General features: G+C 73.1%; 22 protein-coding genes. 13 read left to right on the forward strand and 9 right to left on the reverse strand.

Going from position 1 to position 19,911, the window contains the following annotated elements; genetic code table 11:
- Positions 1-53: 53 nt before the first annotated feature.
- From AB0L75_RS11815 to AB0L75_RS11825, 3 genes are read left to right on the forward strand one after another with little or no spacing between them, the layout of a single operon-like run.
- Complete coding sequence (locus AB0L75_RS11815) at positions 54-272, forward strand: hypothetical protein (protein WP_365178991.1); 219 nt, start codon at positions 54-56, stop codon at positions 270-272.
- Positions 269-643 carry a hypothetical protein gene (locus AB0L75_RS11820; RefSeq protein WP_365178994.1) on the forward strand — a complete coding sequence of 125 codons (375 nt, stop codon included), beginning with the start codon at positions 269-271 and terminating at the stop codon, positions 641-643. The genes AB0L75_RS11815 and AB0L75_RS11820 overlap by 4 nt, the downstream gene beginning before the upstream one ends.
- A 4-nt stretch (positions 644-647) precedes the next feature.
- The gene (locus AB0L75_RS11825) at positions 648-1,901 is read left to right on the forward strand and encodes an MFS transporter (protein WP_365178997.1); all 1,254 of its coding nucleotides are present in this window, start codon (positions 648-650) and stop codon (positions 1,899-1,901) included.
- Positions 1,902-1,904: 3 nt separating this feature from the next.
- Here AB0L75_RS11825 and AB0L75_RS11830 read toward each other — a convergent pair whose 3' ends face one another.
- Positions 1,905-2,303 carry a VOC family protein gene (locus tag AB0L75_RS11830; RefSeq protein ID WP_365178999.1) on the reverse strand — a complete coding sequence of 133 codons (399 nt, stop codon included), beginning with the start codon at positions 2,301-2,303 and terminating at the stop codon, positions 1,905-1,907.
- A gap of 12 nt (positions 2,304-2,315) precedes the next feature.
- Positions 2,316-2,951: a TIGR03085 family metal-binding protein gene (locus AB0L75_RS11835; protein WP_365179002.1), complete on the reverse strand. Its 636-nt coding sequence runs from the start codon at positions 2,949-2,951 to the stop codon at positions 2,316-2,318.
- Positions 2,952-3,034: 83 nt separating this feature from the next.
- Between AB0L75_RS11835 and hisI the strand changes: the two genes are divergently transcribed.
- The 10 genes from hisI (at position 3,035) to lgt (ending at position 11,973) form a co-directional block, all read left to right on the forward strand.
- Positions 3,035-3,436 carry a phosphoribosyl-AMP cyclohydrolase gene (gene hisI / locus AB0L75_RS11840; protein WP_365179005.1) on the forward strand — a complete coding sequence of 134 codons (402 nt, stop codon included), beginning with the start codon at positions 3,035-3,037 and terminating at the stop codon, positions 3,434-3,436.
- Between the two features lie 11 nt (positions 3,437-3,447).
- A complete protein-coding gene (locus AB0L75_RS11845) occupies positions 3,448-4,926 on the forward strand; it encodes an anthranilate synthase component I (protein WP_365179008.1) in 1,479 nt (492 codons plus the stop codon).
- A 70-nt stretch (positions 4,927-4,996) separates the two neighbouring features.
- Positions 4,997-5,635 (forward strand): TIGR02234 family membrane protein, encoded by a 639-nt coding sequence (locus AB0L75_RS11850; RefSeq protein WP_365179011.1) that lies wholly within the window; start codon positions 4,997-4,999, stop codon positions 5,633-5,635.
- Positions 5,636-5,815: 180 nt separating this feature from the next.
- Positions 5,816-6,076 carry an HGxxPAAW family protein gene (locus tag AB0L75_RS11855; protein ID WP_365179014.1) on the forward strand — a complete coding sequence of 87 codons (261 nt, stop codon included), beginning with the start codon at positions 5,816-5,818 and terminating at the stop codon, positions 6,074-6,076.
- Positions 6,077-6,219: 143 nt separating this feature from the next.
- Positions 6,220-6,660: a DUF2752 domain-containing protein gene (locus AB0L75_RS11860; protein WP_365179017.1), complete on the forward strand. Its 441-nt coding sequence runs from the start codon at positions 6,220-6,222 to the stop codon at positions 6,658-6,660.
- A 135-nt stretch (positions 6,661-6,795) separates the two neighbouring features.
- Complete coding sequence (trpC, locus tag AB0L75_RS11865; protein WP_365179020.1) at positions 6,796-7,605, forward strand: indole-3-glycerol phosphate synthase TrpC; 810 nt, start codon at positions 6,796-6,798, stop codon at positions 7,603-7,605.
- A 298-nt stretch (positions 7,606-7,903) separates the two neighbouring features.
- Complete coding sequence (trpB, locus tag AB0L75_RS11870) at positions 7,904-9,187, forward strand: tryptophan synthase subunit beta (RefSeq protein WP_365179022.1); 1,284 nt, start codon at positions 7,904-7,906, stop codon at positions 9,185-9,187.
- Positions 9,184-9,999 (forward strand): tryptophan synthase subunit alpha, encoded by an 816-nt coding sequence (gene trpA, locus AB0L75_RS11875; RefSeq protein ID WP_365179025.1) that lies wholly within the window; start codon positions 9,184-9,186, stop codon positions 9,997-9,999. The genes trpB and trpA overlap by 4 nt, the downstream gene beginning before the upstream one ends.
- Positions 10,000-10,133: 134 nt before the next feature.
- Positions 10,134-10,907, forward strand: a complete 774-nt coding sequence (locus AB0L75_RS11880) for a thioredoxin domain-containing protein (RefSeq protein WP_365179028.1) — start codon at positions 10,134-10,136, stop codon at positions 10,905-10,907.
- A gap of 103 nt (positions 10,908-11,010) precedes the next feature.
- Positions 11,011-11,973 (forward strand): prolipoprotein diacylglyceryl transferase, encoded by a 963-nt coding sequence (gene lgt, locus AB0L75_RS11885; protein WP_365179031.1) that lies wholly within the window; start codon positions 11,011-11,013, stop codon positions 11,971-11,973.
- Between the two features lie 86 nt (positions 11,974-12,059).
- Here the strand turns inward: lgt and AB0L75_RS11890 are convergent, their stop codons facing one another.
- The 7 genes from AB0L75_RS11890 to AB0L75_RS11920 are packed head-to-tail and all read right to left on the reverse strand — an operon-like array spanning position 12,060 to position 19,800.
- Complete coding sequence (locus AB0L75_RS11890; protein WP_365179034.1) at positions 12,060-12,872, reverse strand: CoA ester lyase; 813 nt, start codon at positions 12,870-12,872, stop codon at positions 12,060-12,062.
- Positions 12,869-14,068, reverse strand: coding sequence for a CoA transferase (locus AB0L75_RS11895; RefSeq protein ID WP_365179037.1), 1,200 nt, complete (start codon positions 14,066-14,068; stop codon positions 12,869-12,871). Before AB0L75_RS11895 ends, AB0L75_RS11890 begins: the two co-directional genes overlap by 4 nt.
- A 24-nt stretch (positions 14,069-14,092) precedes the next feature.
- Complete coding sequence (rbsK, locus tag AB0L75_RS11900; RefSeq protein WP_365179040.1) at positions 14,093-14,986, reverse strand: ribokinase; 894 nt, start codon at positions 14,984-14,986, stop codon at positions 14,093-14,095.
- Positions 14,983-16,356 (reverse strand): ADP-ribosylglycohydrolase family protein, encoded by a 1,374-nt coding sequence (locus AB0L75_RS11905; RefSeq protein WP_365179043.1) that lies wholly within the window; start codon positions 16,354-16,356, stop codon positions 14,983-14,985. The genes rbsK and AB0L75_RS11905 overlap by 4 nt, the downstream gene beginning before the upstream one ends.
- On the reverse strand, positions 16,344-17,555 hold the full coding sequence (locus AB0L75_RS11910; protein WP_365179046.1) for an ADP-ribosylglycohydrolase family protein: 1,212 nt from the start codon (positions 17,553-17,555) through the stop codon (positions 16,344-16,346). The genes AB0L75_RS11905 and AB0L75_RS11910 overlap by 13 nt, the downstream gene beginning before the upstream one ends.
- An 8-nt stretch (positions 17,556-17,563) precedes the next feature.
- Positions 17,564-18,682 carry an ADP-ribosylglycohydrolase family protein gene (locus tag AB0L75_RS11915; RefSeq protein ID WP_365179048.1) on the reverse strand — a complete coding sequence of 373 codons (1,119 nt, stop codon included), beginning with the start codon at positions 18,680-18,682 and terminating at the stop codon, positions 17,564-17,566.
- Positions 18,679-19,800, reverse strand: coding sequence for an ADP-ribosylglycohydrolase family protein (locus AB0L75_RS11920; RefSeq protein ID WP_365179051.1), 1,122 nt, complete (start codon positions 19,798-19,800; stop codon positions 18,679-18,681). The genes AB0L75_RS11915 and AB0L75_RS11920 overlap by 4 nt, the downstream gene beginning before the upstream one ends.
- Positions 19,801-19,911: the final 111 nt, after the last annotated feature.

Raw genomic sequence — 19,911 nt, forward strand, 5'->3', positions numbered from 1 at the left:
CTCGGTAGTGAACGCGGTAGTGATCATGGTTGCCGCCCCTCTAAGGTGCTCGTATGCCTGGGATCACGATTGAATTCACCGAGGAAGAGCTGGCCGAGCTGCGCGCGGAGGCCAAGGAACAGGGCGTCGCGATCAAGAGGCTGGCGCACGACATACTGACCGAAGACGTGGTGCGGCGGCGGCAGAAGCAGCGGTTCGTGGAGGGGGCCACGAAGTACGCCCGCGAGATCATGGCCGACTTCGAGGAGCGATTCCCTGTGGGGCTCCGATGACGTTATACGTTGACGCGGGCTGGATCCTCAGCGTTCAGGTCGAGGTCTCACCGCAGAACACCCCGATCCGGGACTGGGGTGCCTTGCACTGCATGGCCGAGAGGCACAAGTACGAGCGCATCGCGGGCGAGCCCTACTACGAGGAGATTCCCACGCGAGCGGCCACGTTCCTGCATACCGCGCTGAGACTCCGACCGTTCACGGACTACAACGCGTCGATCGGCATCGGCTGTATCCGCGCTTACATGGAGGCGTCTGGCACGCCGCTCGACCCGCCGACCGGTCACTGGGCCAAACTCGTCGCGGATATCCGCAGCGACGAAGCCGACCTGGCGGAAATCGCCCGACTGCTGCGCGAGTGGGCCGCCTGACCCGGTGACCGACTCCCACATAGCCGTCTCCCGGGCGGGGGCGCTTCACACGCTCCCCGCCCACCGCGACCCCGACGTCCTGCGCTGGCTCGCCGCGTACACCTCCTCCATGCTCGGCGACAGCATCTACTACCTGGCCCTGTCCTGGGCCGCCGTCCGGGGCGGGACGCCCGGGCAGGCCGGTCTCGTGATGGCCGTCAGCGCGCTTCCCCGGGCCGTGTTGATGCTCGGCGGCGGAGTGATCGCCGATCGGTTCGGGCCGCGGCGGGTCGTCATCGGCAGTGATGCCGTGCGCTGCGCGGCCGTCCTCGCCGTGGCCGCGCTGCTGTTCCTCACCAGCCCCGGACTGTGGCCGCTCGCCCCGCTCGCGCTGGTCTTCGGCACCGTCGACGCCGTCTTCATGCCCACCGTGGGTGCCCTGCCGGCCCGCCTCACCGAGAAGGACCAGCTCGCCCGGGTGCAGGGCCTGCGCGGTCTCGCCATCCGGTTCTCCAGTGTGGTCGGCGCTCCGCTCGGCGGCCTCGGCGTGGCCCTCGGCGGAGCGGCCGCCGCCTTCGCGCTCGCGGGGCTGCTCATCGCCGTATCGGTTCCGCTGCTGCTCTCCGTGCGTATCCGGGACCTGCCGACGGCGGACGGCACCGTGAACACGACCGCTTGGAGCGATCTCCGCGCCGGTCTGCGCTACATCCGCAGGCACCGCGTCCTCGCCCCGCTGATGCTGGCCATCGCCCTCGGCGACCTCGGCTTCGTCGGCCCGCTGAACGTCGGCCTGACCCTGCTCGCCGACCGGCGTGGCTGGGGCGCCTCCGGCATGGGCTGGGTACTCGCCGGGTTCGGGGTCGGCGCCGGAGCCGCCTCGCTGTTGCTGACCGTCCGGGGCTGGCTGCCGCGTGCCGGGCTGGTCACCGGGTGCGCCTGTGCCGTGGGTTCCGTGGCCGTCGGCGCCCTGGCGTTCGTACCCACCCTGCCCGCGGCCGTCGGCACGGCCCTGCTCGTCGGCCTGCTCACCGGGCTCAGCGGCGCCCTGTGCGGGGCCCTGTTGCAGACCCAGTCCGACCCCGCCTACCTCGGCCGGGTCACCGCCGTCTCCAGCCTGATCAGCCTCGGCCTCACCCCGCTGAGCATGCCGTTCGCGGCCGCCGCCGTCGGGGCCTGGGGGCTCGCGCCGGTCTACGTCGTCAGCGCCACCGTCTGCGGTCTCGGCGGGGTCGTCGCCCTCGTCGTACCGGCGCTGCGCCGCGCGGAACTCCCCGGCTGAAGTTCACGCCTTCGGCTGAACCAGCTGCACCAGATTGCCGCAGGTGTCGTCGAACACCGCCGCCAGCACCGGCCCCTGCTCCTGCGGCTCGTGCGTGAACCGGACACCCCGGCCGACAAGCCGCTCGTACTCCGTCCCGAGATCCTCGACGGAGAAGACGATGCACGGGATGCCCGCCTCGTACAGCGCCCAGCGGTACGGCTCGGCGATGGGGCCCTGGCCGGGCTCCAGCAGCAGCTGGAGATCGGGCTGGGCGCCACCCCGGGCCCCGACCGTGACGAAGAGCGTGCCGCCGCCGAGGTCCAGGTGGGTACGGGTCTCGAAGCCGAGGACCTCCGTGTAGAACGCGTGCGCCCGGACCACGTCGTCCACGTACACCCCGGTCATGGCCACCTTGATCATGGGCGGTCCCGCTCAGATGCCCAGCTGCTTGGACTCGTGCAGCTTGGTGATCGCGTCCGCCTCGCCGTCCACCTGCACCTTGGCCGTGTCCTGCCGGCCGAACGCGAACATCAGCAGCTCCGACGGCTCACCGGTCACCGTCACCACCGGGGCACCCCGGTGCGCCACCGCCGTCTGCCCGTCCGGGCGGCGCAGCACCAGACCCGTCGGCACACCCCGGGCCACCAGCCGCGCGGTGCGCTCCAGCCGGGACCACAGGGCGTCCTGGAAGACCGGGTCCAGCTCGCGCGGGCTCCACTCCGGCTGGGCGCGGCGGACGTCCTCGGTGTGGACGTAGAACTCGACCGTGTTGGCCGCCTCGTCGACCTGCTTGAGCTGGAACGGCGAGAAGCGCGGCGGGCCGGTACGGATCAGCTGGATCAGCTCCTCGTACGGCTTCGCGGTGTACTCGGCCATCACCTTCTCCAGGCGCGGTACGAGCTGCTTGATCAGCGTGCCGCCCGCGGCGTCCGGGCGGCGCTCGCGCACCACCACGTGCGCGGCCAGGTCGCGGGTCCGCCAGCCCTCGCAGAGGGTCTCGGCGTCCGGACCGACGGTTTCCAAGAGGTCGGCGAGCAACAGCCGTTCACGCTTGGCGAAGGTCGACATGGGGTCAGCCTACGGCCAGGCGCCGAGTCCGCGCAGTGGACACGGCACCGGCACTGTCGTACCCGCGCGGCACAATGGCATGCATGACCAGTACGCCCGGGAAGCCCCGGCCCAGCAGCCTCGATCCGGAGATCGCCGCCCGCCTCAAGCGCAGCGCCGAAGGCCTCCTGCCCGCCATCGCCCAGCAGTACGACACGGGTGAGGTGCTCATGCTCGGCTGGATGGACGACGAGGCGCTGCACCGCACGCTCACCACCGGCCGCTGCACCTACTGGTCGCGCAGCCGCCGGGAGTACTGGGTCAAGGGCGACACCTCCGGCCACGTCCAGTGGGTGAAGTCCGTCGCGCTCGACTGCGACGCCGACACCGTGCTCGTCAAGGTCGACCAGGTGGGCGCGGCCTGCCACACCGGGGCGCGCACCTGCTTCGACGAGGACGTGCTCCTCAAGGACGCGGATTCCGCCGCTCCGCCGTTCGATCAGTAGGGTCGGCAGCCATGGACCTCGAGACCTTCCGCAAGCTCGCCGCCGACCGCCGGGTCATCCCGGTCACGCGCAAGCTCCTCGCCGACGGCGACACCCCCGTCGCGCTCTACCGCAAACTGGCCGCCGAGCGCCCCGGCACCTTCCTGCTGGAGTCCGCGGAGAACGGCCGCTCCTGGTCCCGCTACTCCTTCGTCGGCGTCCGCTCCGCCGGGACGCTGACGGAGCGCGACGGCCAGGCCCACTGGCTCGGCACCCCGCCCGTCGGCGTCCCCGTCGACGGCGACCCCCTGCAGGTGCTGCGCGCCACGGTCCAGACCTTGCACACCCCGCGCCAGGAGGACCTGCCGCCCTTCACCGGCGGCATGGTCGGCTACCTCGGCTACGACATCGTCCGCCGCCTGGAGAAGATCGGCCCCGGCGAGCGCGACGACCTCAGGCTCCCCGAGCTGACCATGCTCCTGACCAGCGACCTCGCCGTCATGGACCACTGGGAGGGCTCGGTCCTGCTGATCGCCAACGCGATCAACCACAACGACCTCGACACCGGGGTCGACGAGGCCTACGCCGACGCCGTGGCCCGCCTCGACGCCATGGAGGCCGACCTCACGCGCGCGGTGGCCCAGCCCCCGGCCGTGCTGCCGCCCTCCGAGCTGCCCGAGTACACCGCGCTGTGGGGCGGCCCGGACTTCCAGCTGGCCGTGGAGGACATCAAGGAGCGCATCCGCGCGGGCGAGGCCTTCCAGGTCGTGCCCTCCCAGCGCTTCGAGACCCCCTGCACGGCGAGCGCCCTGGACGTCTACCGCGTCCTGCGGGCCACCAACCCGTCGCCGTACATGTACCTCTTCCGCTTCGACGGGTTCGATGTCGTCGGCTCGTCCCCCGAGGCCCTGGTGAAGGTCGAGGACGGACGCGCGATGGTCCACCCCATCGCCGGCACCCGCCCCCGCGGCACCACCCCGCAGGAGGACCAGGCACTCGCCGACGAACTGCTCGCCGACCCCAAGGAGCGCGCCGAGCACCTGATGCTCGTCGACCTCGGCCGCAACGACCTCGGCAGGGTCTGCGAACCGGGCTCCGTCGAAGTGGTCGACTTCATGTCCATCGAGCGCTACTCGCACGTGATGCACATCGTCTCGACCGTCACCGGCCGGGTGACCGAGGACCGTACGGCCTTCGACGTGCTCACCGCGTGCTTCCCGGCGGGCACCCTCTCCGGCGCCCCCAAGCCGCGCGCCATGCAGATCATCGACGAACTGGAACCCTCCCGGCGCGGTCTGTACGGCGGCTGCGTCGGCTACCTGGACTTCGCCGGCGACTCCGACACCGCGATCGCCATCCGCACGGCCCTGCTGCGCGACGGCACGGCCTACGTCCAGGCCGGTGCCGGCATCGTCGCCGACTCCGACCCGGTCGCCGAGGACCAGGAGTGCCGCAACAAGGCGGCGGCCGTCCTGCGAGCCGTCCACACGGCCAACCGGCTGGGCAAGTAAGGCCCTTCCGACGAGTGGGGTGATTGTCATACGAACCCCGGGTGACGGTTCGCCCGGGGTTCAGGCGATAGTGGAGTACGTGACTGCCGTACCTCACCCCCGTACCGAAGCCGCCGCGCCCGCCCGGTCCGGCCGGCGGAGCCTCGCCGTGGCCCTCCTGTGCGGCGCGCTCGGCGCGGCCGTGGCGCTGCTCGCCACCCGGCAGCGCTGGGCGGAGGGCACCGCGACGGTGGCCGACGGCGCGTTCCCGCTCACCGTCAAGGGCAGCGACGTCACGGGCGTCCCCGCGGCCCTCGCCATAGTGGGCCTCGCCGCGCTCGTCGCCGTCTTCGCCGTCCGCAGGGCCGGCCGGCTCGTCGTCGCCGGGGTGCTCGCGCTCTCCGGCGCCGGCATCGTGGCCGCCGCCCTCGTGGCCGCCTCCGACAACTCCGCGCTGGACGAGAAGGCCGCCCAGGCGAGTGGTGACACCTCGGCCACCGTCGCCTCGCTCAGCCACACCGGCTGGCCCTATGTCGCGGCCGTCGGCGGCGCGCTGATCCTGCTGGCCGGTCTGCTGGCGCTGCGCTACGGCTCCCTGTGGCCCGCCATGTCCGGCCGGTACGAGCGTGGCACCGACCGGCCGCGCCGCAAGGCCCGGCCGGTCGACCCGGAGCGGCCCGAGGAGATCTGGAAGGCCCTGGACCGGGGCGAGGACCCGACCGGCGCCTGAGCCGCCGGCCCTGCCGGAGCGGGTGTGGCGCATCAGACGCCACCCCCGCGTCCGGTACGCGCCGGCGTACGGGACAATGGACCGCGAGCGTCCGGCTCGGACAGTGACGGGCGGGCTCGGAGCCGTACGACATGTACGCGGCTCTCCTGGGACACGTACACAGCAACGAGGAGCACAGACATGGCGGGCAGCAGCCACGGCCACGGTCACACCCCGGCCGCCTGGACCGGCGTCATCATTTCCTTCATCGGTTTCTGCGTCGCGGGCGCCTTCATGGTGATGGCCAACCTCGTCGGCTTCTGGGTCGGCATGGTGCTCATCCTCGGCGGCGCGGTGGTCGGCGGCATCATGAAGGCCATGGGCCTCGGCGCGAACCCGAAGCCCCTCGTGGTGACCGGGGCGCCCGCCGCGACCCGCGAGCCGGTCGGCGCGGAGAGCTGAGCGCAACACACTGCTTCCCCGAGGGGCGGCCCGGCACCTGAAGAGGGTGCGGGCCGCCCCTCGTGGTATTCCGCGCGGCTGTCGGCAGCCGTACCGCCGGGGACCGGCGCGCGGGGCGCCGGATCGGAGGGGACAATGCTCGCGTGAACGCCGACCCGTACGCTGTTTCCTCCCGAGCCCCCGCCGACCGGTTGTGGCGGCGCCTCGCCGTCCCGGCCGGGCTGTTCGCGGTCGTCGCCGGGGCCTTCGCGTACGTCGGCGCCGTCGACCCGAACGAGCCGGGCCACTACCCGGTCTGCCCGCTGTACCGGCTCACCGGCCTGTACTGCCCCGGCTGCGGCGGACTGCGCAGCGCGCACGCATTCGTCCGCGGTGACCTCCTCACCGCCGTGCACGACAACGCGCTGGCCGTGGCCGGCTACCTGGGCTTCGCCGTGCTGTGGACCGTCTGGGTGGTCCACGAGGTGCGCGGCCGGCCGATGCGGATGAACCTGGGACCGGTGCCCCTGTGGGCGTCCGGCGCGCTGGTGCTGCTGTTCACGGCCGTCCGCAACCTGCCGTCCGGCGGCTGGTTGCATCCCTGATCGGAGGTGGGGCGTCCAGTTGCTGGGACCGGTGTCCACCGGATGCGGGACCTCCGCGTTCCTCCGGATACCATCGCAATGACCACGGGTTTTCAAAACCCGAAGGAACCACCGTCATGAAAGGGGGCCGCTCGCGTGAGTGTGCTCGACGAGATCATCGACGGAGTCCGTGCCGACCTCGCGGAGCGGCAGGCACGCGTCAGCCTCGACGAGCTCAAGGAGCGCGCGGCCAAGGCTCCCGCCGCCAAGGACGGGGTGGCCGCGCTCAAGGGCGACGGCGTCAAGGTGATCTGCGAGGTCAAGCGCTCCAGCCCCTCCAAGGGCGCGCTGGCCGCGATCGCCGACCCGGCCGGGCTGGCCGCGGACTACGAGGCGGGCGGCGCGGCCGTCATCTCCGTCCTCACCGAACAGCGCCGCTTCGGCGGCTCACTGGCCGACCTGGAGGCCGTCCGGGCCCGGGTCGACATCCCGGTCCTGCGCAAGGACTTCATCGTCACCTCGTACCAGCTCTGGGAGGCCCGGGCCTACGGCGCCGACCTCGTGCTGCTCATCGTGGCCGCCCTGGACCAGCCGGCCCTGGAGTCGCTGATCGAGCGGGCGGTGTCGATCGGTCTGACCCCGCTCGTCGAGGTGCACGACGAGGACGAGGTCGAGCGGGCGGTGGACGCGGGCGCCAAGATCATCGGCGTCAACGCGCGCAACCTGAAGACGCTGGAGGTCGACCGCGGCACCTTCGAGCGCGTCGCACCGGAGATCCCGGACCACATCGTCAAGGTCGCCGAATCCGGCGTCCGCGGCCCGCACGACCTGATCGCCTACGCCAACGCCGGCGCCGACGCGGTCCTGGTCGGCGAGTCCCTGGTCACCGGCCGCGACCCGAAGTCCGCCGTCTCCGACCTGGTCGCCGCGGGCGAGCATCCCGCTCTGCGGCACGGCCGAAGCTGATCACCCGCTAGGCTGATCCCGATGACTCTCACCGTGACGACCGTGGACCGCTACGCCCGCCTGGCGCGCGGCTGCCGCCCAAGAGGCTGCCGCGCCCCGGCGAGGCGCGTCCACGGCCGCAGGGTGCGGTACGTCATCGGTGACGAGCCCGGGCAAGTAAATGGACGTCGATGGCAGCGCGCCCTAAAGGGGCGCGGGGAACTGCGCGACCAGCCACACACGGCCTGAGGTCGTTCCATAAGCTCCGCCCCCACGGCGAATAGTGTCTTTTCACACGCACTCACCGTGAGGTTCTGGCATGCCCAGCGATTTCTTCTTCCCTGACCCCACCGGTCAGGTACCCAGCGCCGAAGGCTACTTCGGCGCGTTCGGCGGCAAGTTCATCCCTGAGGCCCTCGTCGCCGCCGTGGACGAGGTCGCCGTCGAGTACGACAAGGCCAAGCACGACCCCGAGTTCGCCCGCGAACTCGACGACCTGCTGGTCAACTACACCGGCCGCCCGTCGGCGCTCACCGAGGTCCCCCGTTTCGCCGAACACGCCGGAGGCGCCCGCGTGTTCCTCAAGCGCGAGGACCTCAACCACACCGGCTCCCACAAGATCAACAATGTGCTCGGCCAGGCCCTGCTCACCAAGCGGATGGGCAAGACGCGGGTCATCGCCGAGACCGGCGCCGGCCAGCACGGCGTCGCGACCGCCACCGCCTGCGCGCTGTTCGGCCTCGACTGCACCATCTACATGGGCGAGGTCGACACCAGGCGCCAGGCCCTGAACGTGGCCCGGATGCGCATGCTCGGTGCCGAGGTCGTCGCCGTGAAGTCCGGCAGCCGCACCCTGAAGGACGCCATCAACGAGGCGTTCCGCGACTGGGTGGCGAACGTCGACCACACCCACTACCTCTTCGGTACGGTGGCCGGCCCGCACCCCTTCCCGGCGATGGTCCGCGACTTCCACCGGGTCATCGGGGTCGAGGCCCGCCGCCAGCTCCTGGAGCGGGCCGGCCGCCTCCCCGACGCCGCCGTCGCCTGCGTCGGCGGCGGCTCCAACGCCATCGGCCTCTTCCACGCCTTCATCCCCGACGAGGGCGTCCGCCTCATCGGCTGCGAGCCCGGCGGACACGGCGTGGACACCGGCGAGCACGCCGCCACGCTCACCGCCGGAGAGCCCGGCATCCTGCACGGCTCCCGGTCGTACGTCCTGCAGGACGACGAGGGCCAGATCACCGAGCCGTACTCGATCTCCGCCGGTCTGGACTACCCGGGCGTCGGCCCGGAGCACTCCTATCTGCGCGACTCCGGTCGCGGTGAGTACCGCGCCATCACCGACGACGCGGCCATGCAGGCCCTGCGCCTGCTGTCCCGCACCGAGGGCATCATCCCGGCGATCGAGAGCGCCCACGCCCTGGCCGGTGCCCTGGAGGTCGGCCGGGAGCTGGGCAAGGACGGCCTGATCGTCGTCAACCTCTCCGGCCGCGGCGACAAGGACATGGACACCGCCGCGCGCTACTTCGGCCTGTACGACACCGACGCCGAGGTCGCCGCCGACGCCACCGACACCGCCGAGATCGAGGGGGACGCCAAGTGAGCGGGAAGATCCAGCTGCTGTCGGACACCCTCGCGGCCGCCAGGGCCGAGGGCCGGTCCGCGCTCATCGCCTACCTCCCGGCCGGGTTCCCGACCGTGGACGGCGGCATCGAGGCGATCAAGGCCGTCTTCGACGGCGGGGCGGACATCGTGGAGGTGGGTCTGCCGCACAGCGACCCCGTCCTCGACGGCCCGGTCATCCAGACCGCCGACGACATCGCCCTGCGCGGCGGCGTCAAGATCGCGGACGTGATGCGGACGGTCAAGGAGGCCCACGAGGCCACCGGCAAGCCCGTCCTCGTCATGACGTACTGGAACCCCATCGACCGCTACGGCGTCGAGCGGTTCACCGCCGAGCTGGCCGAGGCGGGCGGCGCGGGCTGCATCCTGCCCGACCTGCCCGTCCAGGAGTCGGCGCTGTGGCGGGAGCACGCCGAGAAGCACGGCCTGGCGACGGTCTTCGTCGTGGCGCCGAGCAGCAAGGACGAGCGGCTCGCCCAGATCACCGCGGCGGGCAGCGGCTTCGTCTACGCGGCCTCGCTGATGGGCGTCACCGGCACCCGCGAATCCGTCGGCGCACAGGCCCAGAACCTGGTCGAGCGCACCCGGGCCACCGGCACCGCGCTGCCCGTCTGCGTCGGACTCGGCGTCTCCGACAGCGCCCAGGCCGCCGAGGTCGCCGGCTTCGCCGACGGCGTCATCGTCGGCTCGGCCTTTGTGAAGCGGATGCTCGACGCCCCCGACCACGCGTCCGGTCTCGCGGCGGTCCGCGAACTGGCCGGGGAGCTGGCGAAGGGCGTGCGCGGACAGTAGCCGTAACTTTCCGTAGTCGCTCGGCTGCTTTCATTCGTCATTCGTATCTGTCCGTAACGGAATATTCGGTCACTCGAACGGGTGGACCTCTGGCCGGGGAGGCGCGCTGCGCCTCCCCGGTTCGTTCTGGGGGTGTGAGCGAGAAGAACCGTGACGGAAAGCGCACCGCCCGGGAGCGGCTGGCGGTCGAGCGCGAGAAGCAGAAGGCCGTGGACAGGCGACGGCGCAGTCTGATCGTGGGCGCGAGCATCGTCTGCGTCCTGGGCCTCGCGGCGGTGATCGGCGTTCTGGCCGCGAACGCCGGCAAGAACAAGGGCGAGAAGGCGGGCCCGGTCGTGGCGCCCTCGGGCGCCCAGGGCAAGGACAGTCTCGCGATCCCGGTCGGCAAGGACGGCGCCAGGTCGACGCTCACCGTCTGGGAGGACCTGCGCTGCCCGGCCTGCCAGGCCTTCGAGGTCGCCTACCGCCCGACGCTCCATGAGCTGGCCGACTCCGGCAAGCTCAGAATCGAGTACCACCTGGTCCGGCTGATCGACGGCAACCTCCGCGGCACCGGCTCCCTGCGCGCGGCCAACGCCGCGGCCTGCGCCCAGGACGCCGGAAAGTTCCGCGACTACCACGACGTGCTGTACGCGAACCAGCCCAAGGAGACCGACGACGCCTACTCCAGCAACGCCAAGCTGATCGAGCTGGCGGGCAAGGTCGGCGGGCTGGACACGCCCGCCTTCCAGAAGTGCGTCAACGACGGCACCCACGACAGCTGGGTGAACAAGTCCCAGAAGGCCTTCCAGAGCGGCGGCTTCACCGGTACGCCCACGGTCCTGCTCGGCGGGAAGAACATCTACCAGGACCAGACCATGACCCCGGCCAAGCTCAAGCAGATGGTGGAGCAGGCCGACCGAGGGTAAGGGATCATCCTCCGCCCGCCTGTTTTTCTCACGTCCCCGTTATGGAGCCGTAGCCGGGCTGCTTGCCGTCCCCGCGGCCCGGCACGGTAGCGTCGGACCTGCCATGGAACTTTCCTACATTCCCAGCCCGTCGCGCGGGGTGCTGTACCTCGGGCCCATCCCGCTGCGCGGCTACGCCTTCTGCATCATCATCGGCGTCTTCGTCGCCGTCTGGCTCGGCAACAAGCGCTGGATCGCTCGTGGAGGGCGGGCCGGCACGGTCGCCGACATCGCGGTCTGGGCGGTGCCGTTCGGTCTGGTCGGCGGCCGGCTGTACCACGTGATCACGGACTACGAGCTGTACTTCAGCCCGGGCCGTGACTGGGTGGACGCCTTCAAGGTGTGGGAGGGCGGCCTCGGCATCTGGGGCGCGATCGCGCTCGGTGCGCTCGGCGCGTGGATCGGCGCGCGCCGTCGCGGCGTCCCGATGCCGGCGTACGCCGACGCCGTCGCGCCCTGTATCGCCTTCGCGCAGGCCATCGGCCGCTGGGGCAACTGGTTCAACCAGGAGCTGTACGGTCGTGAGACGCATGTTCCGTGGGCCCTGCACATCACCTCCTCCGAGGGCGGCCGGGTGCCGGGCTACTACCACCCGACCTTCCTCTACGAGTCCCTGTGGTGCCTCGGCGTGGGCCTGCTGGTCATCTGGGCCGACCGCCGCTTCAAGATGGGCCATGGCCGGGCGTTCGCGCTGTACGTCGCGGCGTACTGCGTGGGCCGCGGCTGGATCGAGTACATGCGCGTGGACGACGCGCACCACATCCTGGGCCTCCGCCTCAACGACTGGACCGCGATCATCGTGTTCCTGCTGGCGGTGACGTACATCGCGGTGTCGTCCAGGAAGCGCCCCGGCCGGGAAGCCGTGGTCGAGCCGGGGGCCGCTGAGGACGTACCCGGTGACGCGCCCCAGGAGCCGGAGGAGCCCGAGGCTGCCGCCACCGAGGCGGAGGCCGAGGGCGAGTCCGAGGACAAGGCCGGGGCAGCTGCCACAAAGGACGAGGCCGAGTCGGCGACGAAGAAGAGCTGACGACCGGGTGTACGACACCGAGGGCGCCCGGGCCGCGCGGCGGTAGCCGCACAGGGAAAGCGGCCGGGCGCCCTCGGCGTACGAGGTCAGCTCCGGCGCGCCAGCGCCAGCGTTCGCCTGGCCACGCCCACCGCCGCCGCGTCGATGAAGCGGCCGTCGGGGAGGGCCTGGGCTCCCGGCCTGGCCGCCGCTGCCTCAAGGACCGTCTCCGCGTGTTCGATCTCCGCCGGGGTGGGCAGATAGGCCCGTTCGATCACCGGGAGCTGCCGGGGGTGGATCGCGGCGCGGCCCAGGAAGCCGAGGGTGCGGCCGTGGGCGCAGGAGGCGGCGAGGCCGTCCAGGTCGCGGATGTCGGGGTGGACCGACTGGGGCGGTGGGGCGAGGCCCGCCGCACGGGCGGCGACGATCACCCGGGAGCGCGGCCAGTCGAGGCCCGCTTCGGCCCGTACCCCCAGGTCGGCCCGCAGATCCGCCTCGCCGAGGGCGATGCCCCGCAGGGCCGGGTGGGCGGTGGCGATGGCGTGGGCGTGCTCGATGCCGAGGGCCGTCTCCAGCAGGGCGTACAGCGGGACGGAGGCGGCCGCGGCGACCTGCCTGATCTGGTCCGGGCCGGTCACCTTCGGCAGCCGTAGGCCGGCCAGGCCGGGCAGTGCGGCGAGGGTGGCCAGGTCCGTGGCGGCCCAGGGGCTGTCCAGGGCGTTGACCCGGACGTGCACCGGGACCGGCTGGGGGCCGGCGAGGAGGTCGGAAGTGGCCGCGCGGGCGTACTCCTTGCGGTCCGGGGCGACAGCGTCCTCCAGGTCGATCACCACCACGTCGGCGCCCGCGGTCAGCGCCTTGGCCACCACGGGCGGACGGTCGCCGGGGGCGTAGAGCCAGGTGAGCGGGCACGGCCTCACAGGGCGCCCTCCTCGTGCAGGGCGCGCAGCTCGGCCGGGGTGAGACCCAGCTCGGTGAGGACCGCCTCCGTGTCGGCGCCGTGCGGGCGGCCGGCCCAGCGGATCGCGCCGGGGGTCGAGGAGAGCCGGAAGAGGACGTTCTGCATGCGCAGCGGGCCCAGTTCGGGGTCGGGGACCGTGGTGATCGTGTCCAGCGCCCGGTACTGGGGGTCTTCCAGGACGTCCCGGATGTCGTGGATCGGGGCCGCTGCTGCCTCGGCCTTCTCGAAGGCCGCCAGTACCTCGGCGCGGGTGCGGGCGGCGATCCAGGAGCCGACCGCCTCGTCCAGGACGTCGGCGTGGGCTGCGCGGTCCGCACCGGTGGCGAACCATGGTTCCTCGATCAGCTCCGGGCGGCCCACCAGCCGCATCACCCGCTCCGCGACCGACTGCGCGGAGGTGGAGAGGGCGACCCAGAGGCCGTCGGCGGTGCGGTAGGTGTTGCGCGGGGCGTTGTTCGCCGACCGGTTGCCGGTGCGCTGCTGGACGTGGCCCAGCTGGTCGTACCAGGTGGGGTGGGGGCCGAGGACCGACAGGATCGGCTCGATGATCGCCATGTCGACGATCTGCCCGGCGCCGGTGCGCTCCCGCGCGGACAGCGCGGTGAGCACGGCGCAGGCGGTGGCGAGGCCCGCGACCGAGTCCGCGAGCCCGAAGGGCGGGAGCGTGGGCGGCGCCTGAGGTTCGCCGGTGATCGCGGCGAAGCCGCTCATGGCCTCGGCGAGCGTGCCGAAGCCGGGCCGGTGCGCGTACGGGCCGAACTGGCCGAAGGCGGTGACCCGGGCGAGGACCAGCCGCGGGTTGGCCGCGGACAGCTCCGCCCAGCCGAGGTCCCACTTCTCCAGGGTGCCGGGGCGGAAGTTCTCGATCACCACGTCGGCGGTGGCGGCGAGCCGGAGCAGGGTGGCACGGCCGCCGGGCGTGGACAGGTCCAGGGTGATGGTGCGCTTGTTGCGGCCGAGCACCTTCCACCACAGGCCGACGCCGTGCCTGGCCGGGCCGTGCCCGCGGGACGGGTCGGGCCTGCGCGGATGCTCGACCTTGATCACCTCGGCGCCGAAGTCACCGAGCAGCGTGGCGGCCAGCGGGCCCGCGAACAGCGTCGCCAGGTCCAGCACCCGCAGACCGGCCAGGGCCGGTGCCGTCGTCGTACTCATGCGTCGTACCTCATCGAGGGCTCCTCACGCGGTGCACTGGGCGTCGATCTCCGAGCGGTACGGCATCGACGCCGACGCTCCGGCCCGCTGGACGGAGATCGCCGCGGCGGCGGCCGCCCAGGACAGGGCCTCCCGCACCGGTTTCTCCTCGGCGAGGGCCACCGCCAGCGCGCCGACGAAGGTGTCACCGGCGCCGGTGGAGTCGACGGCGGTGACCTTCGGCGCCGGGATCACGAGCGGCTCGGTGCCCCGGGCCAGGTAGAGGCTGCCGGTCGCGCCCAGGGTGACGACGACCTGCGGCACCAGGTCCAGCAGGGCGGCGGCGGCCTCGCGCGGGTCGGTGCGGCCGGTGAGGGTGACCGCCTCGTACTCGTTGGGCACCAACAGGTCGGTCGCGGTGAGGAGTTCGGGCGGCAGCGGCTGGGCGGGCGCGGGGGTGAGGACCGTGCGGACCCCGTGCCGGCGGGCCGCCTCGGCGCCCGCGACGACCGCGGCCAGCGGGATCTCCAGCTGCAGCAGCAGGGCGTCGGCGGAGGCGATCAGGCCCTCGTCGCCGGGGGAGAGGTGGTCTACGGTGCCGTTCGCGCCGGGGATGACGACGATGGAGTTGGCGCCCTCGTCGTCCACCACGATGTGCGCGGTGCCGGACGGGCCCTCGACCGTGCGCAGGAAGTCCGTGTCCACGCCGGAGTGTTCGAGGGTGTCGCGCAGCCGCAGGCCGAAGGCGTCGTTGCCGACCGCGCCGATCATCGAGACCGTGGCGCCGGCGCGGGCCGCGGCGATCGCCTGGTTGGACCCCTTGCCGCCGGGGATCGTATGGAACTCCCGTCCCGTCACGGTCTCGCCGCGCTGCGGGGCCTTGGCGACATAGGTGACGAGGTCCATGTTCGTGCTGCCGAGGACGACGATGTGGGTCATGGGCGGGTCGCCTCCAGATGGGTGAGGTGGGCGAGGGTGTCGAAGCCGGCGCCGTCGAAGTCGGCGACGGTGGTGGCGAGCCGGTTCTTCAGCGGGGCCCGCCAGCGGTCGGGGAGGGCGGCGGGGTCACCCGCGAGCAGTCCCGCGATGCTGCCGGCCGTGGCGCCGCCCGAGTCGGTGTCCAGGCCGCCCGACACCGCACGGCAGATGGAACCGGTGAAGTCGCCGTCCGCGTGGGTGAGCGCGGCGGTGAGCACAGCGGTGTTGGGGATGGCGTGGACCCAGTGATGGGCGGGGGAGTAGCGGGCGTGGAGCGCGTCCACGACGTCGTCGAAGTCCTCGTGGGACTCGGCCAGCCGGACGGCGTGGTCGATCGCCCGCGCGAGCCGGGAGCGGGGCGGGATCACCCGGCGGCCGGTGCGCAGACAGGCGTGGACGTCATGACCGCCGCCGGCGGCGGTGGCGATGACGGCGGCCGTGAACATCGCCGCGTAGACGCCGTTGGCGGTGTGGGTGAGGACCGCGTCGCGGTGCGCCTGCTCGGCCGCGGCGGCCGGGTCGCCGGGGTTGGTCCAGCCGTGCACGTCGGCGCGGATCAGGGCGCCGATCCACTCGCGGAAGGGGTTGCGGTGGCGGGCGGTGTGCGGGGGTTCGATGCCGGTGAGGAGGTTGCGGTGGGCGATGCGCTCGGCGGTGAAGGTGCGGCCGGGCGGGAGTTCGTCCAGCCAGAGCCGGGCCACGTCGAAGGTGGTGAAGGTCTTTCCGTACCGGCGCAGCAGAAGCAGGTTCAGCAGGGGGTAGTCGAGGTCGTCGTCCTGCGGCATGCCGTCGATGTTCTCGGCGAGGGAGGTGGGGGCCGAGCGGCGGTTCCAGGGGTGCTCGGCGAGGAGGTCCGCCGGGACGCCGACAGCGGTGAAGTAGGCGGCGAGGGGCCAGTTGCCGGAGGCTCGGGCGAGGGCGCGGATGCCGTCGAGGGGGAGCTTCTCGACCGGCTTTCCGAGGAGGCAGCCGATGGCCCGGCCGAGCCAGGCGGCTTCGAGGGCGGCCGGGGCGGGGGCGGGGCGCGACTGGCCGCGGCTGCCCGCACCGGGCCAGTCCGCGCACAGGGACTTGATGCGGGCGAGGTCCGTCGGCTCGTCCTCGGACAGTGCGCTGGGAAGGTCGGCCAGTTCGTCCAGCAGGTCCTCCGCCAGGAGGCGCAGGTATCGGGAGGCCCGGTGGGCGGACGCGCCCGCCCGGGGCGGGGCGTCCGGGCCGCCCGCCGCTCGCCAGCGCGCCTCGATCGCCGACGGCTCCCGGCCGTCCAGACGGGCCTGGCGGAGTTCATGACCCAGCAGGTCCTCCGGCTGGACCCAGGTCAGTCGGAGCATGCGGTGCCTCCGAGTGCCGTGAACGCCCGCTCGTGCGCCCGGCGCCGGACGACGTCCCGCTCGAAGATCTCCCGTGCGACCTCGGTGAGCGTGCGGGCCGGCGCCCACAGGTCCAGGCGGCTCGCCTCCGCCACCGTCTTCGCCCAGTCCTCCGGGACGGGTGAGCCGAGGGCGCCCGCGAGGGCACCGGCCATCGTGGCGATCGAGTCGCAGTCGCGGCCGTAGTTGACCGCGCCGAGCACGGCATGCCGGTAGTCGCCGCCGGAGACCAGCAACATGCCGAGGGCGACGGGCAGTTCCTCGATCGCGTGCAGCCGCGAGGGGCGGCGGGCGGCCAGGGAGGGCGCGCGGTAGTCGGGGCCGACGGTGTCGTACGGGGCCACCGCCGCGCGCAGGGGCCGTAGCGCCGACTCGAAGTCGCTGTGCTCGCGGGCCACTTCGCAGACCTTCTCGATCGCCTCGCGCGTGCCGTCCTTCGCCAGGGACAGGCAGGCGGTGACGACCGAGTCCGGGGTCGCGCCGGGCGTCGTGGCGGCGGCGACGGCCGCGGCGAGGACACCGGCCGCCTCACGGCCGTACGACGACTGGTGCGCACCGGCGATGTCCAGCGCCTCGGCGTAGGCGGCGTCCGGATGGGCCGCGTTGACCAGGCCGACGGGGGCCGTGTACATCGCCGCGCCGCAGTTGACGATGTTGCCGACGCCCGCCTCCCGGGGGTCGGCGTGACCGTAGGCGAGCCGGGCCACGAGCCACTTCTCGGCGAGGAAGAGACGCTGCAGCGGCAGCGCCTCCGCCTCCAGTTCCGGGATCCAGCGCGGGTTGGTCATCAGGTCCGGGACCAGGTGCTCGGCGATCGCGTAGGCGTCGAGGTGGTCGCGGACCCGGGCGTAGACCCGTACCAGCGCGTGGGTCATCAGGGTGTCGTCGGTCACGTGCCCGTCGCCCTTGTGGTACGGGGCGATGGGGCGCGCGGTGCGCCAGGCGTCGCCGTGCCAGGGGCCGACGATGCCGAGGACGCGGCCGCCGTGGCGCTCGGCGATCCGCTCGGGGTCGTAGCCCTCGACCGGACCGCCGAGGGCGTCGCCGACGGCGGCACCGACGAGGGCGCCGGTGATCCGTTCGGCGAGTCCGTACGGAGCTGTGCCGCCGTTTTGTGCTTCTTCAGGCCCTGCGGGGCATTCGGGCTCTGTGGGCGTCATGCCCCGAATCATCCTCCTGGGCGGGCCGGTTGTGCGGCTTCCAGGAGTCCGGCGAGTTCCACCAGGTCGGTGCCGGTGAGGCGGGGCAGGGCGCAGCCGGACAGGGTGCGGCAGGCGTCCCGCCAGGTGCCCGGGATGGCCGCGCCGCCGCCGAGGGCTCCGGTGAGGGCGCCCGCGAGGGCGGGGGCGGAGTCGGCGACGCGGGACAGGCAGGCGGCCGCGGGTACGGCCTCGGCGATACGGCCGCCGGCCGCGGCGGTCAGGGCCAGGGCGACCGGGACGGTCTCGGCGGCGGCGACGCCGTAGCTGTAGACGTGGTCGACGATCTGGTGCTCCAGGGGCGGGACCAGGGCGAAGGCGGACTCGCTGTCCTCGGCGAGGGCGAGCGCGTGGCGGGCGTTGCGGCCGATCTCGGTGTCGGCCGGGAGTTCGGCGAGCGCGGCGGCCACGCAGGTGTCCGGGTCGGCGTCGGCGAGGGCCAGCGCGAGCGCCGCGGCCATGGCGCGGGCGCCGTGCACGCCGTCGCCGTCCTGGGTGTAGCGGGCGTCGAACTCGGCGAGGGCGGCGGCGCGTTCGGGGTCGCCGGTGTGGGCCACGGCGAGGACGCAGGCGCGGACGCAGGCGGCGTCGTCGAAGTAGTGCGGGTTGTCGTGGCCGGTGGCGGGCGGGCGCAGGCCGGTGGCGAGGTTGCCGAGACCGGCGCGGACGGAGATGCGGGCGCGCAGGGGGAGCACGGCGGACTCGACCTCGGGCGCGCGGTCCGCGGCGGCGGCGACTTCCGCGGCCACGGCGGTCCAGGTGAGGTCGATGGCGGCACGGGTACGGCGTTCTCGGCTGAGGTCGCCGAGGACGTCGTCGGTGCCGGCCCGCAGCACCGCCTCCGCGGCGAAGGCCGCCCACTCGGCGTCGTCGGAGGGGCCGAGTCGGAGGGGTTCGGGGGGTTGGTTGAGGGCGATGGGGACGGGGAGTGTCGTGGTCGCGTTCTGCTCGGCGAAGGTGTCCAGTTCGCGGGTGAGACGGCGGGTCCACTCGGGCATACGGGCGGCGCGGTGCCGGGCGGCGGGCCAGCCGGCGGCATCGCCTGCGGCCAGGCCCAGCAGCAGCCCCTCGATACGCCGGGATGTCATGGCCGACCCTCGCCGTCCACACCCACCAGGGGGCTTTGCCGGCCCGCCCACCCACCTGAATCGGCTGGCTGGGAGGTGGACGGGAGCACCCCCGGAAGCACCACCCCAGCCCCCCACTTCCCGCCCTCCCCGGGGACGAGGAGTTCCGCCACGTCCAGGATGTGGTGGCCCGCCATGGACGGCAGGCAGCGGCCGCGGGCCGGACCGATGGCGCAGGCCCACGGCGGGGGGATCGCGGAGATGCCGTGGGTCGCGCCGGACAGGGCGCCGGCCACCGCCGCCGTCGTGTCCGCGTCGCGGCCCATGTTGACGGCCGTCAGGACCGCCTCCTCGAAGTCGCCGTCGGCCGCCGCGTACGCGCCGAAGGCGAGGGCGACCGCCTCGGGGGCCAGGTCGGTCCAGGGATAGCCGCCGATGACGACCGCCCGGCGGACCGCGCGTTCGCCGCGGTGGGCCACGGCGACGGCACGGCGCAGGGAGCGTGCCGTCCAGGAGTCGTCCGGGACGACCGCGAGGGCGGCCGCGATCACCACCGGGACCGGGGCGCCGGTCATCGCCGCCGCGACCCCGGCCGCGACCGCCTGGCCGCCGTGGATGCCCTCGCCCTCGTGGCTGATCGAACCGTCGATCGCCACCAGGCGGGCCGCTTCGGCGGGGCGGCCGGCCGCGAAGACGCCGAAGGGGGCCGCGCGCATCGCCAGGCCGTCGCTCCAGGCGTGGCGGTGCTGGGCCGAGATGGGCGCCGCAAGGCCGCGGCGCAGGTTCTCCAGGGTGCCGCGCTCGCTGAAGCCCGCGCCCCGGAAGGGGCCCTCGGTGCGGTCGGCGATCCACTCGTGCCAGGCCGCCTCCACATGGGCCGGGGTGAGCGCCGAGCCGTGCCGGGCGAGGAGGAGGCCGGAGAAGATCGCGTACTCCGTGTCGTCCGTACCGGAGGGCGTGGCCGTGACGTAGTCCGTGATGCGGCCCCAGCGGGTGCGGATCTCGGACGGCTTGAGGTTCTCCGCGGGTGCCCCCAGCGCGTCTCCGACGGCGAGGCCGAGCAGCGCGCCGCGGGCCCTGTCGCGCAGCCCGGCGTCGTCGGGCGCCGGGACCCGGGGAGTGCGGGCGGTCGATGCCATGTGCGGCCTCCTTCAGCGGACCACGAAGACCAGCGGGACCACGAAGACGAGCGGGACCACGAAAACGCTTTGCGGATGTGTGCCACGGCGTCCGGCCACACGAGCCTCCGG

This window comes from Streptomyces sp. NPDC052101 (assembly GCF_040680235.1).
Lineage (GTDB): Bacteria > Actinomycetota > Actinomycetes > Streptomycetales > Streptomycetaceae > Streptomyces.

Bases quoted from the DNA above. Each gene is read 5' to 3' on its own strand.
- AB0L75_RS11845 (WP_365179008.1), top strand. From the start codon at position 3,448: ATGGACCTCGAGACCTTCCGCAAGCTCGCCGCCGACCGCCGGGTCATC.
- AB0L75_RS11835 (WP_365179002.1), bottom strand. From the start codon at position 2,951: ATGTCGACCTTCGCCAAGCGTGAACGGCTGTTGCTCGCCGACCTCTTG.
- rbsK (WP_365179040.1), bottom strand. From the start codon at position 14,986: ATGACCCACATCGTCGTCCTCGGCAGCACGAACATGGACCTCGTCACC.
- AB0L75_RS11905 (WP_365179043.1), bottom strand. From the start codon at position 16,356: ATGCTCCGACTGACCTGGGTCCAGCCGGAGGACCTGCTGGGTCATGAA.
- AB0L75_RS11920 (WP_365179051.1), bottom strand. From the start codon at position 19,800: ATGGCATCGACCGCCCGCACTCCCCGGGTCCCGGCGCCCGACGACGCC.
- AB0L75_RS11910 (WP_365179046.1), bottom strand. From the start codon at position 17,555: ATGACGCCCACAGAGCCCGAATGCCCCGCAGGGCCTGAAGAAGCACAA.
- lgt (WP_365179031.1), top strand. From the start codon at position 11,011: ATGGAACTTTCCTACATTCCCAGCCCGTCGCGCGGGGTGCTGTACCTC.
- AB0L75_RS11895 (WP_365179037.1), bottom strand. From the start codon at position 14,068: ATGAGTACGACGACGGCACCGGCCCTGGCCGGTCTGCGGGTGCTGGAC.
- AB0L75_RS11855 (WP_365179014.1), top strand. From the start codon at position 5,816: ATGGCGGGCAGCAGCCACGGCCACGGTCACACCCCGGCCGCCTGGACC.
- trpB (WP_365179022.1), top strand. From the start codon at position 7,904: ATGCCCAGCGATTTCTTCTTCCCTGACCCCACCGGTCAGGTACCCAGC.
- AB0L75_RS11820 (WP_365178994.1), top strand. From the start codon at position 269: ATGACGTTATACGTTGACGCGGGCTGGATCCTCAGCGTTCAGGTCGAG.
- AB0L75_RS11830 (WP_365178999.1), bottom strand. From the start codon at position 2,303: ATGATCAAGGTGGCCATGACCGGGGTGTACGTGGACGACGTGGTCCGG.
- hisI (WP_365179005.1), top strand. From the start codon at position 3,035: ATGACCAGTACGCCCGGGAAGCCCCGGCCCAGCAGCCTCGATCCGGAG.
- AB0L75_RS11815 (WP_365178991.1), top strand. From the start codon at position 54: ATGCCTGGGATCACGATTGAATTCACCGAGGAAGAGCTGGCCGAGCTG.
- AB0L75_RS11915 (WP_365179048.1), bottom strand. From the start codon at position 18,682: ATGACATCCCGGCGTATCGAGGGGCTGCTGCTGGGCCTGGCCGCAGGC.